This is a genomic window from Ensifer sp. BR816 (genome assembly GCF_000378985.1).
Lineage (GTDB): Bacteria > Pseudomonadota > Alphaproteobacteria > Rhizobiales > Rhizobiaceae > Sinorhizobium.
On the sequence record NZ_KB905370.1, the window covers coordinates 2,341,822 to 2,355,267 of the forward strand.

Annotated in this window: 12 protein-coding genes, 1 tRNA gene and 2 pseudogenes; 11 read left to right on the forward strand and 4 right to left on the reverse strand. The window is 60.8% G+C overall.

Annotation, left to right across the window (positions count from 1 at the left end):
• The first annotated feature begins 81 nt into the window (after nt 1–81).
• The 6 genes and pseudogenes from RHIBR816_RS0111300 to RHIBR816_RS0111330 all read left to right on the forward strand — a co-directional run bounded on the left by RHIBR816_RS0111300 (nt 82) and on the right by RHIBR816_RS0111330 (nt 7,356).
• On the forward strand, nt 82–1,269 hold the full coding sequence (locus RHIBR816_RS0111300; RefSeq protein WP_018236652.1) for a glycine C-acetyltransferase: 1,188 nt from the start codon (nt 82–84) through the stop codon (nt 1,267–1,269).
• A gap of 38 nt (nt 1,270–1,307) precedes the next feature.
• Nucleotides 1,308–2,345, forward strand: coding sequence for an L-threonine 3-dehydrogenase (gene tdh / locus RHIBR816_RS0111305; RefSeq protein WP_018236653.1), 1,038 nt, complete (start codon nt 1,308–1,310; stop codon nt 2,343–2,345).
• Between the two features lie 444 nt (nt 2,346–2,789).
• On the forward strand, nt 2,790–4,844 hold the full coding sequence (gene rpoD / locus RHIBR816_RS0111310; protein WP_018236654.1) for an RNA polymerase sigma factor RpoD: 2,055 nt from the start codon (nt 2,790–2,792) through the stop codon (nt 4,842–4,844).
• A gap of 307 nt (nt 4,845–5,151) precedes the next feature.
• Entirely contained in the window at nt 5,152–5,445 is a 294-nt protein-coding gene (locus RHIBR816_RS0111315) for a GYD domain-containing protein (protein WP_018236655.1), read from the forward strand.
• A 384-nt stretch (nt 5,446–5,829) separates the two neighbouring features.
• Nucleotides 5,830–6,581: pseudogene (locus RHIBR816_RS35800) on the forward strand (IS5 family transposase).
• Nucleotides 6,582–6,786: 205 nt separating this feature from the next.
• Nucleotides 6,787–7,356 (forward strand): transglycosylase SLT domain-containing protein, encoded by a 570-nt coding sequence (locus RHIBR816_RS0111330; protein ID WP_018236658.1) that lies wholly within the window; start codon nt 6,787–6,789, stop codon nt 7,354–7,356.
• Between the two features lie 117 nt (nt 7,357–7,473).
• Here the strand turns inward: RHIBR816_RS0111330 and RHIBR816_RS0111335 are convergent, their stop codons facing one another.
• Nucleotides 7,474–7,926, reverse strand: a complete 453-nt coding sequence (locus tag RHIBR816_RS0111335; RefSeq protein ID WP_018236659.1) for a VOC family protein — start codon at nt 7,924–7,926, stop codon at nt 7,474–7,476.
• Nucleotides 7,927–8,065: 139 nt separating this feature from the next.
• Here RHIBR816_RS0111335 and RHIBR816_RS0111340 point away from each other — a divergent pair, with 139 nt between their 5' ends.
• From RHIBR816_RS0111340 to RHIBR816_RS0111355, 4 genes are all read left to right on the forward strand, one after another.
• A complete protein-coding gene (locus RHIBR816_RS0111340; protein ID WP_018236660.1) occupies nt 8,066–8,419 on the forward strand; it encodes a DUF1428 domain-containing protein in 354 nt (117 codons plus the stop codon).
• A gap of 124 nt (nt 8,420–8,543) precedes the next feature.
• On the forward strand, nt 8,544–8,966 hold the full coding sequence (locus tag RHIBR816_RS0111345) for a secondary thiamine-phosphate synthase enzyme YjbQ (protein WP_018236661.1): 423 nt from the start codon (nt 8,544–8,546) through the stop codon (nt 8,964–8,966).
• Between the two features lie 81 nt (nt 8,967–9,047).
• Nucleotides 9,048–9,452 carry a ketosteroid isomerase-related protein gene (locus RHIBR816_RS0111350; RefSeq protein WP_018236662.1) on the forward strand — a complete coding sequence of 135 codons (405 nt, stop codon included), beginning with the start codon at nt 9,048–9,050 and terminating at the stop codon, nt 9,450–9,452.
• A 309-nt stretch (nt 9,453–9,761) separates the two neighbouring features.
• Nucleotides 9,762–10,127: a hypothetical protein gene (locus RHIBR816_RS0111355; protein WP_018236663.1), complete on the forward strand. Its 366-nt coding sequence runs from the start codon at nt 9,762–9,764 to the stop codon at nt 10,125–10,127.
• Nucleotides 10,128–10,287: 160 nt separating this feature from the next.
• Here RHIBR816_RS0111355 and RHIBR816_RS0111360 read toward each other — a convergent pair whose 3' ends face one another.
• Nucleotides 10,288–11,073 carry an SIMPL domain-containing protein gene (locus RHIBR816_RS0111360; RefSeq protein WP_018236664.1) on the reverse strand — a complete coding sequence of 262 codons (786 nt, stop codon included), beginning with the start codon at nt 11,071–11,073 and terminating at the stop codon, nt 10,288–10,290.
• Nucleotides 11,074–11,217: 144 nt separating this feature from the next.
• Between RHIBR816_RS0111360 and RHIBR816_RS0111365 the strand changes: the two genes are divergently transcribed.
• Nucleotides 11,218–11,293, forward strand: a tRNA-Ile gene (locus tag RHIBR816_RS0111365).
• Between the two features lie 194 nt (nt 11,294–11,487).
• On the opposite strand, the pseudogene RHIBR816_RS38345 reads toward RHIBR816_RS0111365, so the two are convergent.
• A pseudogene (locus tag RHIBR816_RS38345) lies at nt 11,488–11,649 on the reverse strand (integrase); the annotation flags it as partial.
• An 816-nt stretch (nt 11,650–12,465) separates the two neighbouring features.
• Nucleotides 12,466–13,371 carry a LysR substrate-binding domain-containing protein gene (locus RHIBR816_RS0111375; protein WP_018236666.1) on the reverse strand — a complete coding sequence of 302 codons (906 nt, stop codon included), beginning with the start codon at nt 13,369–13,371 and terminating at the stop codon, nt 12,466–12,468.
• Nucleotides 13,372–13,446: the final 75 nt, after the last annotated feature.

A 13,446-nucleotide genomic window follows, 5' to 3' on the forward strand; every position in this document is an offset into this window, starting at 1 on the left:
CTGAGAAAGTGCTGCACATCGAAAATTGGCATGCTATTTGTCTAGACGTGAAATTCTTTTCCCTCTTCGAAAGCGGCTGCCATGACCTCTGCCTTCCTCTCCCACCTGCGTTCGGAACTCGATGGCCTGAAGCAGGCCGGGCTCTACAAGTCCGAGCGCGTCATCACCTCCAAGCAGGCGGGCGAGATCGAAGTCGGTTCCGGCGAAAGGGTCCTGAACTTCTGCGCCAACAACTATCTGGGCCTTGCCGACAGCGAGGAACTTGCCGATGCCGGCAAGAAGGCGCTCGACCGCTACGGCTACGGCATGGCCTCGGTGCGCTTCATCTGCGGCACGCAGGAGGAGCACAAGCAACTGGAGGCGCGCATCTCCTCCTTTCTCGGCATGGAGGACACGATCCTCTATTCCTCCTGCTTCGATGCCAATGGCGGGCTGTTCGAGACCCTGCTCGGCGAGGAGGACGCGATCATCTCGGACGCGTTGAATCACGCTTCGATCATCGACGGCGTGCGGCTCTCCAAGGCTAAGCGCTTCCGCTACGCCAATAACGACATGGCGGCGCTGGAGGAGGAGTTGAAGAAGGCCGAGGGCAGTCGCTTCAAGCTGATCGCCACCGACGGCGTCTTTTCCATGGACGGCATCATCGCCAACCTGAAGGGCGTCTGCGATCTGGCGGAGAAATACGGTGCCATGGTCATGGTCGACGACAGCCATGCGGTCGGATTCGTCGGCAAGCATGGCCGCGGCTCGGCCGAGCATTGCGGCGTCGAGGGGCGGGTCGATATCATCACCGGCACCCTCGGCAAGGCGCTTGGCGGTGCCTCGGGCGGCTACACCTCGGGCAAGGCCGAGGTCGTCGACTGGCTGCGCCAGCGGTCGCGGCCCTATCTCTTCTCCAATACGCTCGCTCCGGTGATCGCCGCGGCCTCGCTCAAGGTCTTCGAACTGATCGACAACGGCGATGCGCTTCGCGAGCGGCTTTATGCCAACTCCGCACTGTTCCGGGCCGAGATGTCGAAACTCGGCTTTACGCTGGCCGGCGAGGGGCACCCGATCATTCCCGTCATGCTGGGCGATGCGGCGCTGGCGCAGGAGATGGCGGCCCGCATGCTGGAGAAAGGCGTCTACGTCATCGGCTTTTCCTTCCCTGTGGTGCCGAGAGGACAGGCGCGCATCCGCACCCAGATGTCGGCGGCGCACAGTGAGGCGGACGTGCGGCGTGTGATTGCGGTGTTCGAGGAAGTGGGACGCGAACTAGGGGTGATCTGAGTAAGCTGCGTGAGGCGCGGGGGAGCGAGGATAGTGCAATGACCAACATGATGAAGGCGCTGGTCAAGACGAAGCCGGAGGTCGGGCTGTGGATGGAACGCGTACCGGTGCCGGAGGTCGGGCCGAACGATGTGCTGATCCGCGTCAAGAAATCGGCGATCTGCGGTACCGATGTCCATATCTGGAACTGGGACCAGTGGGCACAGAAGACCATTCCCGTGCCGATGGTCGTCGGCCATGAGTTCATGGGCGAAATCGCCGAGGTTGGCTCGGCGGTCACCAAGCACCATGTTGGTGAGCGGGTTTCCGGCGAGGGCCATATCGTCTGCGGCAAGTGCCGCAATTGCCGGGCGGGCAGGGGGCATCTCTGCCGTAACACGCTCGGCGTCGGCGTCAACCGACCGGGCTCTTTCGCCGAGTTCGTCTGCCTGCCGGAATATAATGTCGTGACGATCCCGGACGACGTGCCGGACGAGATCGCCGCGATCTTCGATCCGTTCGGCAACGCGGTGCACACGGCGCTTTCCTTCGACCTCGTCGGCGAGGACGTGCTCGTCACCGGCGCCGGACCGATCGGCATCATGGGTGCGCTGGTCGCCAAGCGGTCGGGCGCACGCAAGGTGGTGATCACCGACATCAACCCGGTGCGCCTCGACCTCGCCCGTAAGCTCGGGATCGACTATGTCGTCGATGCATCGAAACAGAATCTCGCCGATGTGATGCGCTCGATCGGCATGACCGAAGGCTTCGACGTCGGCCTCGAAATGTCGGGCGCTGCACCAGCCTTTCGCGACATGATCGACAAGATGAACAATGGCGGCAAGATCGCCATTCTCGGCATTGCACCGGCCGGCTTCGAGATCGACTGGAACAAAGTGATCTTCAAGATGCTCAACCTGAAGGGCATCTATGGCCGCGAAATGTTTGAAACCTGGTACAAGATGATCGCCTTCGTCCAGGGCGGCCTCGACCTTTCGCCAGTCATCACTCACCGCATTCGTATCGACGAGTTCCGCGACGGCTTCGAGGCGATGCGTTCCGGCAACTCCGGCAAGGTAGTGATGGATTGGCTTTGATGTGACTGCGGGTTGCATCCCGAAATGGAACAACGCGCCGATCCCGGAAAAAGTCCGCGCCTCTTGTCTTTTAAGAGGGCGCTCCTACATCTTGAGCAACCCTGGTGAACGGCGAGATAGTCCCGTCGATAAGCGTTTTTTGCCGATTTGCGCGGTTTTTCACCGGAAAAGCTTGACGGGATGAAAAATTCTGGGAATCACCATTTCAAGCAGAAATGGCGACATGGTACGGCGGATAGGGAATCATGCCAGAGACGATTCAGTGGCAGGACTGTCGAAGCTTGCCCGCTCGACCGCGATCGCTGTCGTGGTTAAACAGGAATTAAACATCATCCCGTTACGTCAGGGGAAATGAGTCGGTGGCGGGTGCGCGGCGCGCCCGGACCCCCGAGCGGCATTGGGCACCGGGAACACGCCGGTTGCGACAAGGAAAGCGACGAATAAATGGCAACAAAAGTCAAAGAAAACGAAGAAGCAGACGTTGAACGCGAAGGCACTCCGGACGGTCCGCTTCTCGATCTTTCCGACGACGCTGTCAAGAAGATGATCAAGGCCGCCAAGAAGCGCGGCTATGTGACGATGGACGAACTGAATTCCGTCCTGCCTTCCGAAGAAGTCACCTCCGAGCAGATCGAAGACACGATGGCGATGCTCTCCGACATGGGCATCAACGTCATCGAGGATGAGGAAGCCGAGGAAGCGGCCGGCGGCGACGACGAGGACGGCGGCGACGACGGCGAAAGCGAAGGCGGCGAACTGGCGACCGTCAGCGGGACTGCGCTGGCGACCGGCAAGAAGAAGGAACCGACCGACCGGACCGATGACCCGGTGCGCATGTATCTGCGCGAGATGGGCTCGGTGGAGCTTCTCTCGCGCGAGGGCGAAATCGCCATCGCCAAGCGTATCGAGGCCGGCCGCGAAACGATGATCGCGGGCCTCTGCGAAAGCCCGCTCACCTTCCAGGCGCTGATCATCTGGCGCGACGAACTGAACGAGGGTCAGACGCTTCTGCGCGAGATCATCGATCTCGAGACGACCTATTCCGGCCCCGAGGCCAAGGCTGCGCCGCAGTTCCAGAGCCCGGAAAAGATCGAGGCCGACCGCAAGGCGGCCGAGGAAAAGGAAAAGGTCCGCAAGTCGCGGGTTCCGGCCAATGACGACGACATCACCAATGTCGGCGGCGAGGGCCAGCCCGCCGAGGAAGAGGAAGAGGACGACGACGAATCGAACCTCTCGCTCGCCGCGATGGAAGCGGAACTGCGCCCGCAGGTGATGGAAACGCTCGACATCATCGCCGAGACCTACAAGAAGCTCCGCAAGCTGCAGGACCAGCAGGTGGAAGCGCGCCTTGCCGCGACCGGCACGCTGTCGCCGGCGCAGGAGCGCCGCTACAAGGAGCTGAAGGACGAGCTGATCAAGGCGGTGAAGTCGCTGTCGCTCAACCAGAACCGCATCGATGCGCTGGTCGAGCAGCTTTACGACATCTCCAAGCGCCTGATGCAGAACGAGGGCCGGCTGCTGCGTCTTGCCGAATCCTACGGCGTCAAGCGCGACTCCTTCCTCGAACAGTATTCCGGTGCCGAGCTCGATCCGAACTGGATGAAGTCGATCAGCAATCTCGCCGGCAAGGGCTGGAAGGAATTTGCCAAGGCCGAGAACCAGACGATCCGCGACATCCGCCAGGAGATCCAGAATCTCGCCACCGAAACCGGCATTTCGATTGCCGAGTTCCGCCGCATCGTCTCGATGGTGCAGAAGGGCGAGCGCGAGGCACGCATCGCCAAGAAGGAGATGGTCGAGGCGAACCTGCGTCTCGTCATCTCCATCGCCAAGAAGTACACGAATCGCGGCCTGCAGTTCCTGGATCTCATCCAGGAAGGCAATATCGGCCTAATGAAGGCTGTCGACAAGTTCGAGTATCGCCGCGGTTACAAGTTCTCGACCTACGCCACCTGGTGGATCCGGCAGGCGATCACCCGCTCGATCGCCGACCAGGCCCGCACCATCCGCATTCCTGTGCACATGATCGAGACGATCAACAAGATCGTCCGCACGTCGCGCCAGATGCTGCATGAGATTGGCCGTGAGCCGACGCCGGAAGAACTGGCGGAAAAGCTTGCCATGCCGCTCGAGAAGGTGCGCAAGGTCCTGAAGATCGCCAAGGAACCGATCTCGCTCGAGACGCCGGTGGGCGATGAAGAGGATTCGCATCTCGGCGACTTCATCGAGGACAAGAACGCGCTGCTGCCGATCGACGCGGCGATCCAGGCGAACCTGCGCGAGACGACGACGCGCGTTCTCGCTTCGCTGACGCCGCGCGAGGAACGCGTGCTGCGCATGCGCTTCGGCATCGGCATGAACACCGATCACACGCTCGAAGAAGTCGGCCAGCAGTTCTCGGTCACCCGCGAACGCATCCGCCAGATCGAGGCGAAGGCCTTGCGCAAGCTCAAACATCCGAGCCGTTCGCGCAAGCTGCGCTCGTTCCTGGATAGCTGAGCAGGCATCGATGACCTGAAGCAAGTCGGAAAGCCGGGCCCAGCGCCCGGCTTTTTTCATTTCGAGACCTGCAAAGGCACGGTCGGCACGCGCTCAACTTGTTCGGTTGTGACCGCGGGATTATACTTTATGGCTTGCAGCGAAAGGGGCACTGGTTGCAGTGCGAGAGGAGTAGTTGCACCGCAGGCGTCCACCGTGCATGAGAGCGCCAGCACTTGAACGCGTCAGAAGCGCTCTGGCCCTTTCGAAAATCGGAGCATCTTGGACGCTCTCCTTCGAGAGCGGGATGTTCCGCGGGAGGTGTGCTATGACCACTTACGTCCTACTCCTCAATTGGACCGATCAGGGGATCAAGTCCGTGCGCGAGTCGCCGAAACGGCTGGATGCGGCCAGGAAGGTGCTTGAGGAAATGGGCGGTTCCTTCAAGGATTTCTATCTCACCATGGGTGAATACGACATGGTCGCAATCTGCGAGGCGCCGGACGATGCGGTGGCGGCCCGCTTCGCGCTGACGCTGGGCACCTACGGCAATGTCAGGAGCCGAACGCTGAAAGCCTTCCCGGAAGCGGCTTATCGCGAACTGATCGGTACGCTCGGCTAGGCAACGCTACCGCCTCTGGCCGGAGGGCGGGAGGCGGTTGTGCCACCGTTTCGTGAAACCGCGGCGAAGGGTCCGCCCGGGTTCCCTCGGCCGCGTCACTACAGCGCCGTGCGTCTTATCAGACGCACTAAGGACGCTGTAGCACTTTGAATTGCTGCATATTTTTGTCCTTCAATCGGCTACGATTGAAGGAAACATGCAGTAGATCACTTCATCGTTTCATTGAAACGGTGAAGTGATCTAATTTTTTGAAATTACGCAATTCCGGGCGGAAAACCGTTACACACTTTTCCTGGAATTGCTCTAGGTCGCGTGGACTCTTGGGATTCCCGAGGCTGGGCAAATCAGATTCAAGACTGTCTTTTGGAGGCAGTCATGGGTGTTATGGATCGTTTGATCCTCAGCGACGAGCAGTGGGCGCGGATAGCGCCGCACATCATTGGCGACGAGCGCACGCGCGGTTCGTCGGGCCGCGACAACCGCATGTTCGTCGAAGCGGTGCTTTGGATCGTACGGACCGGTTCGCCCTGGCGCGATCTGCCGGAGGTATTCGGCAGTTGGAACAGCGCCTTCCGCCGGTTCAGCCGCTGGAGCCGCAAGGGCATCTGGTGGCGCATCTTCGCGGCGATGTCGGACGATCCCGACTTCGAATACCTGATCGTCGATTCCACCATCGTCCGCGCCCATCAGCACGCCGCCGGCGCAAAAAAGGGGCTGAAGATCAGGCCCTTGGCCGTTCGCGCGGCGGCTTGAGCACCAAGATCCACATGGCCGTGCGCGGCCTCGGCTGCCCGGTCCGCTTCGCGCTCACCGCGGGTCAGAAGGGCGATGCACCGCAGGCCGACGCTCTGATCGAGGGCTTGCCCGCCGACATCGTCATGGCCGACACCGCCTATGACAGCGATCGCCTGCGCAAGGCCATCGCCGAGAAGGGCGCTGTCGCGGTGATCCCCAACAACCCCTCGCGTGCGCAGAAATACCCTTTGGACAAGCACCTCTACGCCCAACGGCATTTGATCGAATGTTGCTTTTCCAAGCTCAAGCAGTTCCGGCGCGTCGCCACCCGCTTCGAGAAAACAGCCAGAAACTACCTCGCCGTCGTCACAATCGCAGCTATCGTACTGTGGATCAGATAAGTGTCCACGACACCTAGCGCCTCGCGTCTTTTCAGATGCGCAAAGGATACTGTAGCACTTTTGAATCTACGCATCGTGCTTTCCGAAAAACGATTCCGATTTTCTCGCCCTCGTTTTCGCCCCGTGAGCGGTCATTCAACGTCGATTCAAAACCGTTCCTTAACATTTACGATTTATCAATCTCTCGCATACGAGAGGTTCCGCGATGCGTTGCGTTTTTGTCGCCGTCCTCCTGTTGCTGGCCGGCTGCGGAACGGTGCCGAGAGATACCCGGAACGCCTGTGCGGTTTTCGAGCAGCAAGATGGCCTTTTCAACAATTGGCGTCGCGCCGCCTATGCGGCGGAGCGCGAATATGGCGTGCCCGTGCCCGTGCTGATGGCGACGATCTATACGGAGTCCGGCTTCCGCCATAATGCACGGCCGCCGCGCACCAAGCTCTTCGGCTTCATTCCCTGGACACGGGTCTCTTCGGCTTATGGCTATTCGCAGGCGCTCGACGGCACCTGGGCCCGCTATCAGGCCGAAACCGGACGCTGGATGGCGCGCCGGACCGATTTCGCCGACGCAATCCGCTTCATTGCCTGGTACCACAGTCAAAGCCACCAGCAGAACGGCATCGCGCTCAACGACCCCTATCGGCTCTACATCGCCTATTATCATGGCCACGGCGGCTATGCGCGTGGCAATTGGAGCGATACGGCGAAGACGGGCGCCAAACGCGCCAACAACGTCGCAGCGCTCTATGCGCGGCAGTTGCAGGGCTGCGGCGGCTAGATCATTTCATCGTTTCATTGAAACGGTGAAATGATCCAACTCTTTGAAATTACGCAATTCCGGACGGAAAACCGTTGTACACTTTTCCTGGAATTGCTCTAGCGGTCCATACCAGCCTCAGCCGGCGGCCGCGGCCTCCAGGCCGGCGACGTCGATCTTCACCATGCGCATCATCGCCTGTTGAACCCGGCCGGCCTTGGCCGCGTCCGGATCGCCGAGATGACGCATCAAGGCGTCCGGAATGATTTGCCAGGCAACGCCGTAGCGATCCTTCAGCCAGCCGCAATGCTGCGGTGTCCCGCCCTCGAGCAGGCGGTCCCAGTAATAGTCGACCTCTGCCTGGTCGGCGCACCGCACAAAAAACGAGATTGCCTCGCTGAACTTGAAGTGCGGGCCACCATTGAGCCCCATGAACTGCTGGCCTTCGAGTTCGAAGGTCGCTGTGAACAGCTTGCCATCCGGCCCGCGCCGCAGGTCCTGGATACGGGCGTTGCGAAAGATGGAGGTATAGAATTCGACGGCGTCTTCCAACTGATGGTCGAACCAGAGAAAAGGCGTGATCTTCTGCATGGCATGTCTCCCACGGTGGAACTGCTGCGGAGGACGAACGGCAAGAGGCCGGTCCGACACTCCTGTAAAAAAATTGAGTTGCCGGTCGGAACCTTTCCGCTCCAGTCGTCCTTGTTGTGTTTCAACGCAGGAGACGGACATGGCTTATGTTGATGGTTTTCTGATTGCGCTGCCGAAGCAGAATGTCGAGGCTTACAAGGACCTGGCCCGGAAAGCCGGTGCGGTCTGGAAGGAGCACGGCGCGCTCAACTATGTCGAGTGCCTGGGCGACGACGTTCCCTATGGCGAGCTGACATCCTTTCCGCGCGCGGTGCAGGCCAAGGACGATGAGACGGTCGTGTTCTCGTGGGTGGTTTACAGGTCGCGCCAGGACCGCGATGCGATCGTCGCCAAGGTGATGGCGGACCCGCGGCTCCAGGGCGACGAATGGAAATCGATCTTCGATGGCAAGCGGATGATCTATGGCGGGTTCGAGAGCTTTCTGGAACTCTGACCGGCGAGCGGGGAGCATACGCCTTTAAGTCGGGACCGTTTTCGGCATAAGGTCGTTCGCCAATTCAAGCTCTTACCGGGTGCGGACGCGTGAACAGCGTTGCCGGAGAAGCAGGACGACAGCAATGCCGCAGACCGTCATCACCATAGCCACCAGAGGGCAGGGGCTCTACGAGTTCACCGGCGAGGCGGCGGATTTCGTGCGGGCGTGCGGAAACTCGGAGGGGCTTCTGACCGTTTTCGTACGACACACCTCCGCCTCGCTGATTATTCAGGAAAATGCCGATCCGGACGTCCGGCGCGACCTGCTCCAATTCTTCCAGCGCCTCGTGCCGCCGGCGTCCGATCCTTCGATGGGCGGGGTCGTCCACACCGAGGAGGGGCCTGACGACATGCCCGCCCATATCAAGGCGGCCTTGACGCAGGTCTCGCTCGGCGTCCCCGTCATCGACGGGCGCATGGCGCTCGGTACCTGGCAGGGGATTTACCTTTTCGAGCATCGCGATCGCCCGCACCGCCGCGAAATCGTCTTGCATCTCGGCAGTTGACGTTCTGCTCGCTCCTCTGCACTGGCCGCTGCGAAGAGTCCTGCTGTAGAATGAACGGTGTGCTCACATGAGGAGGAGACGATGACGGACGCCCAGACCATTGCCGGTCGCTTCATCGAGGCCGTGAACGGCCGGGATTTCGAAACGCTCGCCCGCCTCCTCGACGACGATGTCGCCTTCGATTCGCTGACCGGCCAGCGCACCCTCGGCATCGGCCCGCTCCGAACCTGGGTGATGAGCTATCTGCGCCATTTCGACGAGAGCTTCGGTGACGTCGTGCTGATGCGCGATGCGTTCGGGCAGCGGGTGGCGGCCGACACGACCGCGCGGGGCACCTACCGCGAGACGATGGCCGGCTTCCCGGAGGCGTCGGGCCAGGCCTATGCCATCCCGAGCGTCTTCATTTTCGAGGTCGAAGACGGTGTCATCACGCGGCTCAGCCACTATCGCAACCTCCGCTTGTTCGAGCGAGAACTTTCCAGCTAGTTCGAGCAGAAGGAAATGCGCGCTTTTCAAAGCGTTAGCACACGCGTTGAACAACTCAAAGGAACGAATTCCTTGTTTTCCCGTTTCCCCTTGAACGGGAAGAGAAAAGCGCGAGCGAACGTCCGTTCACGCTGTTTCCATGGCCTGCCGCAATTCCGGCCGAATCGGCTGAGATCGACGCGCGGAGGCGGGAGTCTTCCTGAACGCGGCATGAACGAAGGGTTCCGGTATCGTTCAGCTTGTCCGGTCTAGATTTGGACCAATCGTTGAGAGAGCGACCGCCAACCCTTCGCGAAACGGAGAAATGCCATGAGAAAGTTTCTTGTCACTGCAGCCGTCGCAGCCGTCGTTGGGCTGACCGGCCTTGTCGGTACGACCACCACGGCTTCGGCTGATGCGCTGGTCTTCGAATTCGGCCAGGGTGGCGGCGTTCAATACCGCGAACGCGACTATGACCGTTGGGATGAAGGTGATTGGCGCCGCGACCGCTGGGAACGCCGCGGCCGCTGCGAACCGTGGCTCGCCGTGGACAAGGCACGTGACCGCGGCCTGCGCCGCGCCCATGTCGCCGACGTCTCGCGCCGCCAGGTCGTCGTTCAGGGCCGTCGTCACGGCGACCGCCAGGCGATCATCTTCGCCAATGTGCGCGGCTGCCCGATTATCGGTCGCTGGTAAGGCCCCAGCCCTTTCCGTCGCCCCGGGGTGACGGACCAAGAGCCCCCGCGCAATCGCGTCGGGGGTTCTTTCTTTTTGAGGATGTGGCCGCGTGGGTCAGAGCGGGCGCATGCGTGAAGTTGCGCCTCAGGGCGAGCACGCTGCGGCGGCCGAGGCGAGCCTATTGGTTGACCGCGAAAGTCACGTTCACCGTGACGTTATAGGCGCTTTCACCGGTTGCGATCGGCACCTGATCGGCGGCGAATTCCTTGGCCATGCTGCGCATCGGCACCGGCGGCTCGGGGCGGGCCGGCTGTTCCGCAAGCTCGATCAGTCGGCCAAGCGAGACGCCGGCGGCTTCTGCCAGCACCCTTGCCTTGTTGATCGCGTCGGCGACGGCGGCCTTGCGGGCCTCGGTGATCACCGGCTCCGGCTTGTCGTTGGCAAATTCGATGCCGCCGCCCTGGTTGACGCCGAGCGTCACGGATTTGTCGAGGATCTCACCGAGCTTGGTGAGGTCGCGCACACGCACGCTGACGCCGTTGACGACCTGATAACCGATGAGCTCCGGCGGCCGGTTGCTGCCGTCACTGTTCTGCGGATAGTTGTATTGCGGCATGATCGAGAAGCCGCTCGTCTGCAGGTCGCGCTCGGCGACACCGGCCTGTTTCAGCCCGGCGAGAACGTCCGCGATCGCCTTGTTGTTGGCGTCGAGCGCCTCGCGGGCGGTCTTGGCATCCTTGACGACGCTCAGTTGCAGGGTCGCCATGTCGGGTGCGGCCGTCGCCCGGCCTTCGCCGGAGACCTTGATCACCGCCTGGCGGCCCCGCGCGCCGTCCGGACGCCCCTTGCCGTCGCCCTTGCCGGCACCGTTGTCTTGCGCCGCAGCGCCAGCCGCAAAGGCACCCGCGATGGCGGCGGCAAGCGCCACGACATGAGCCGAGCGGGCAATGGGTGTAGAAATCATGGATGTTTCTCTCCGGTTGTTATCGTCAATCCATGCTTGTCGATTGTGTAGGCATTGCGGCAATGGCTTGTCGTCAAAAAAGTTTTCCGCTAGAGCCATTGGGCCGCGAATTGCCATTGGTTCGCGACGGCCGGACGACCGGCAGGGCCTGTAGCTCAATGGTTAGAGCCGGCGGCTCATAACCGCTTGGTTGGGGGTTCGAGTCCCTCCGGGCCCACCATTTCTCGACGTTGATTTTTCATGCTTTTTTCCTCGTTTTGTCTCACCAGGGTTTTCAGTCTGCGAAAATGAGACACTTTCTCGATTCCGATAGTCTTCCAGGCGGGCAAAGGCATTGCCTGCCATCTTTCGTTTTCGAGCCTGACGGGTGTAGATCTCGGCAGTTTCAAGCTTCGTCCAGCCGAACACGGCGCACAGTTCTGGAGCGCTTACGCCGCTATCAGCGAGCATCACGGCCGCAGCCCGTCGTCGGCCGTGCGACGAACAGTGAGGCAGGCCGGCCTCGTCGCACCACTCCCGCATTCGACTGCCTAGCCCCGCGCTCGTGAAGGGCTGGCCGTAATCTGTTACCAGAATGTGAAGTCGCCCGTCTTCGCGCTCCGAGCGGCTTCGCGCAGTTCTGGCGTTACAGGAACTTCGATCACAGTTGGGCTGCGGTTACGATTTTCCAAGCCGTGAAGCGTAGCCACTCACCACTTTGGCGACCGATCCGAACGGCATCGGAGCGGCGGGCGCCTGTGTTGATCATGATCTCAAGCGCCAAGCGTGCCTTCGTGCCCATGACGTGATAATCACGGACTGGTCGATCTCTTCGGGGGTCCAAGGGTGCCAGCCTTCGGACGCCGCGTTTAGCTTCTCGATGCCGACGGCGGGATTGCTACTCACAAGCGGAGGCTTCTGCTTCATCGCCCAATTGAAAAACGCCCTCAAAACCTTCACCAGCTTGTCAGCCGCGCCAGGCGTTTCCCTGCGCTTCAGTTGACTTCTTTCGACGTCCTCCTGGCGGAATTTTTTGTAGGGAGGTGGCCCGGGCGGTCTCGCAGAATCGCATCAACACGCTGCGCTTATCGCGCTGCGTCGCCGCGTCGAGACGCTTAAATCGCGCAGAGCGGAAATATTGATCGACGAGCCAGTCAAAAGCTTTGCCACTTCGCTCACGCCGAAATCGCGCATCGATAATCTCTGGTTATACGGCGTGTTCAAGCTACCCTATACAGACTGTACAAGCCAACGCCTGCGCTCTGAGCAGAGCGTTCGCCCTCCGACAGATTCCCGTTTTGGCCTCAAACGGACTTCGCACGGCAGGATGCAACGGTCAGACCGGGTGGAAGACGGCCCATCGCCCTGCTCATCTGAACGAGCAAGTTGCGGCAAAAGGAGACGTGAGGCCCGTCAGCGGAGGTCGGCAGTCTGCGACAGGAACCACTCGACCAGAATGCCCAGCTTGTCTTGTTCGACGCGCCGTTCGTTGGCCACCAGGAAGAACGCGCCTCCCGTCTTGACTGAGACATCCAACGGCCTGACGAGGAGCTTGTTCTTGAGCAGGAGTTGCGCAGAAAAATTCCAGCCAAGCGCGATACCCTCGCCGGACAGCGCCCCCTGCATCACCAGCTGATAGTCACTGGCTACCATGTTCGGCGGCGCTTGCGCAGCGCCTGCACCGACGCGATCGAACCATTCATCCCAGTTGATCCGCTTTCGGTGCGGATCGAATGAGTGAAGCAGGTGATGAGCGGCCAAATCCGAGACATCTCGGACGGGAGGATGATTGGTGAGATAGGTGGGCGAGCAGACCGGAAACACCATCTCATCACACATGAACCACGTGTTTGGTCGCTGAAATCCCCGATCCCTGATCCAGATCGTCATGTCGATTTCGGAGTCCGGTTCGACGTCGCGGTCCGTCGTCACCACTTTGATCTTCAGGTTGGGATGATCGTGCTGGAGCTCGTAGAGCTTTGGCATCAGCCAATGGGCGGCCGTCGATGTGGAGGCGGCGAGCGTGAGATATTGGGTCGCTTCCGGTGAGATGGCGTTGAAACTGTCCTCCATTCTCAGAAAGCCTGCCCGGATGCCGTCGTAAAGCACCCGGCCTGCTTCCGTCAGTTGCACTCCCCGATTCTCCCTCGTGAAGAGAACGGTACCGCAATGCTTCTCCAGCGCCTTGATCGAGTGGGAAACGCTCGGCTGGGTGACGTTCAACTCCCTTGATGCCATTGCGAAATTCAGGTTTCGGGCCGCCGCCTCAAACACAAAGAGGGAATGTGGAGACGGCACGAGGGAGCGGAGCTTTGACATGAATGGAATTCATATCAGCTGATTTCTTTTCCGTCTACAGCACCTGCGAAATGTGTGTTTAGCTTGCGCCACACT

Coding starts and splice junctions, on each gene's coding strand:
- RHIBR816_RS0111300 (WP_018236652.1), top strand. CDS start 82: ATGACCTCTGCCTTCCTCTCCCACCTGCGTTCGGAACTCGATGGCCTG.
- tdh (WP_018236653.1), top strand. CDS start 1,308: ATGACCAACATGATGAAGGCGCTGGTCAAGACGAAGCCGGAGGTCGGG.
- rpoD (WP_018236654.1), top strand. CDS start 2,790: ATGGCAACAAAAGTCAAAGAAAACGAAGAAGCAGACGTTGAACGCGAA.
- RHIBR816_RS0111315 (WP_018236655.1), top strand. CDS start 5,152: ATGACCACTTACGTCCTACTCCTCAATTGGACCGATCAGGGGATCAAG.
- RHIBR816_RS0111330 (WP_018236658.1), top strand. CDS start 6,787: ATGCGTTGCGTTTTTGTCGCCGTCCTCCTGTTGCTGGCCGGCTGCGGA.
- RHIBR816_RS0111335 (WP_018236659.1), bottom strand. CDS start 7,926: ATGCAGAAGATCACGCCTTTTCTCTGGTTCGACCATCAGTTGGAAGAC.
- RHIBR816_RS0111340 (WP_018236660.1), top strand. CDS start 8,066: ATGGCTTATGTTGATGGTTTTCTGATTGCGCTGCCGAAGCAGAATGTC.
- RHIBR816_RS0111345 (WP_018236661.1), top strand. CDS start 8,544: ATGCCGCAGACCGTCATCACCATAGCCACCAGAGGGCAGGGGCTCTAC.
- RHIBR816_RS0111350 (WP_018236662.1), top strand. CDS start 9,048: ATGACGGACGCCCAGACCATTGCCGGTCGCTTCATCGAGGCCGTGAAC.
- RHIBR816_RS0111355 (WP_018236663.1), top strand. CDS start 9,762: ATGAGAAAGTTTCTTGTCACTGCAGCCGTCGCAGCCGTCGTTGGGCTG.
- RHIBR816_RS0111360 (WP_018236664.1), bottom strand. CDS start 11,073: ATGATTTCTACACCCATTGCCCGCTCGGCTCATGTCGTGGCGCTTGCC.
- RHIBR816_RS0111375 (WP_018236666.1), bottom strand. CDS start 13,371: ATGTCAAAGCTCCGCTCCCTCGTGCCGTCTCCACATTCCCTCTTTGTG.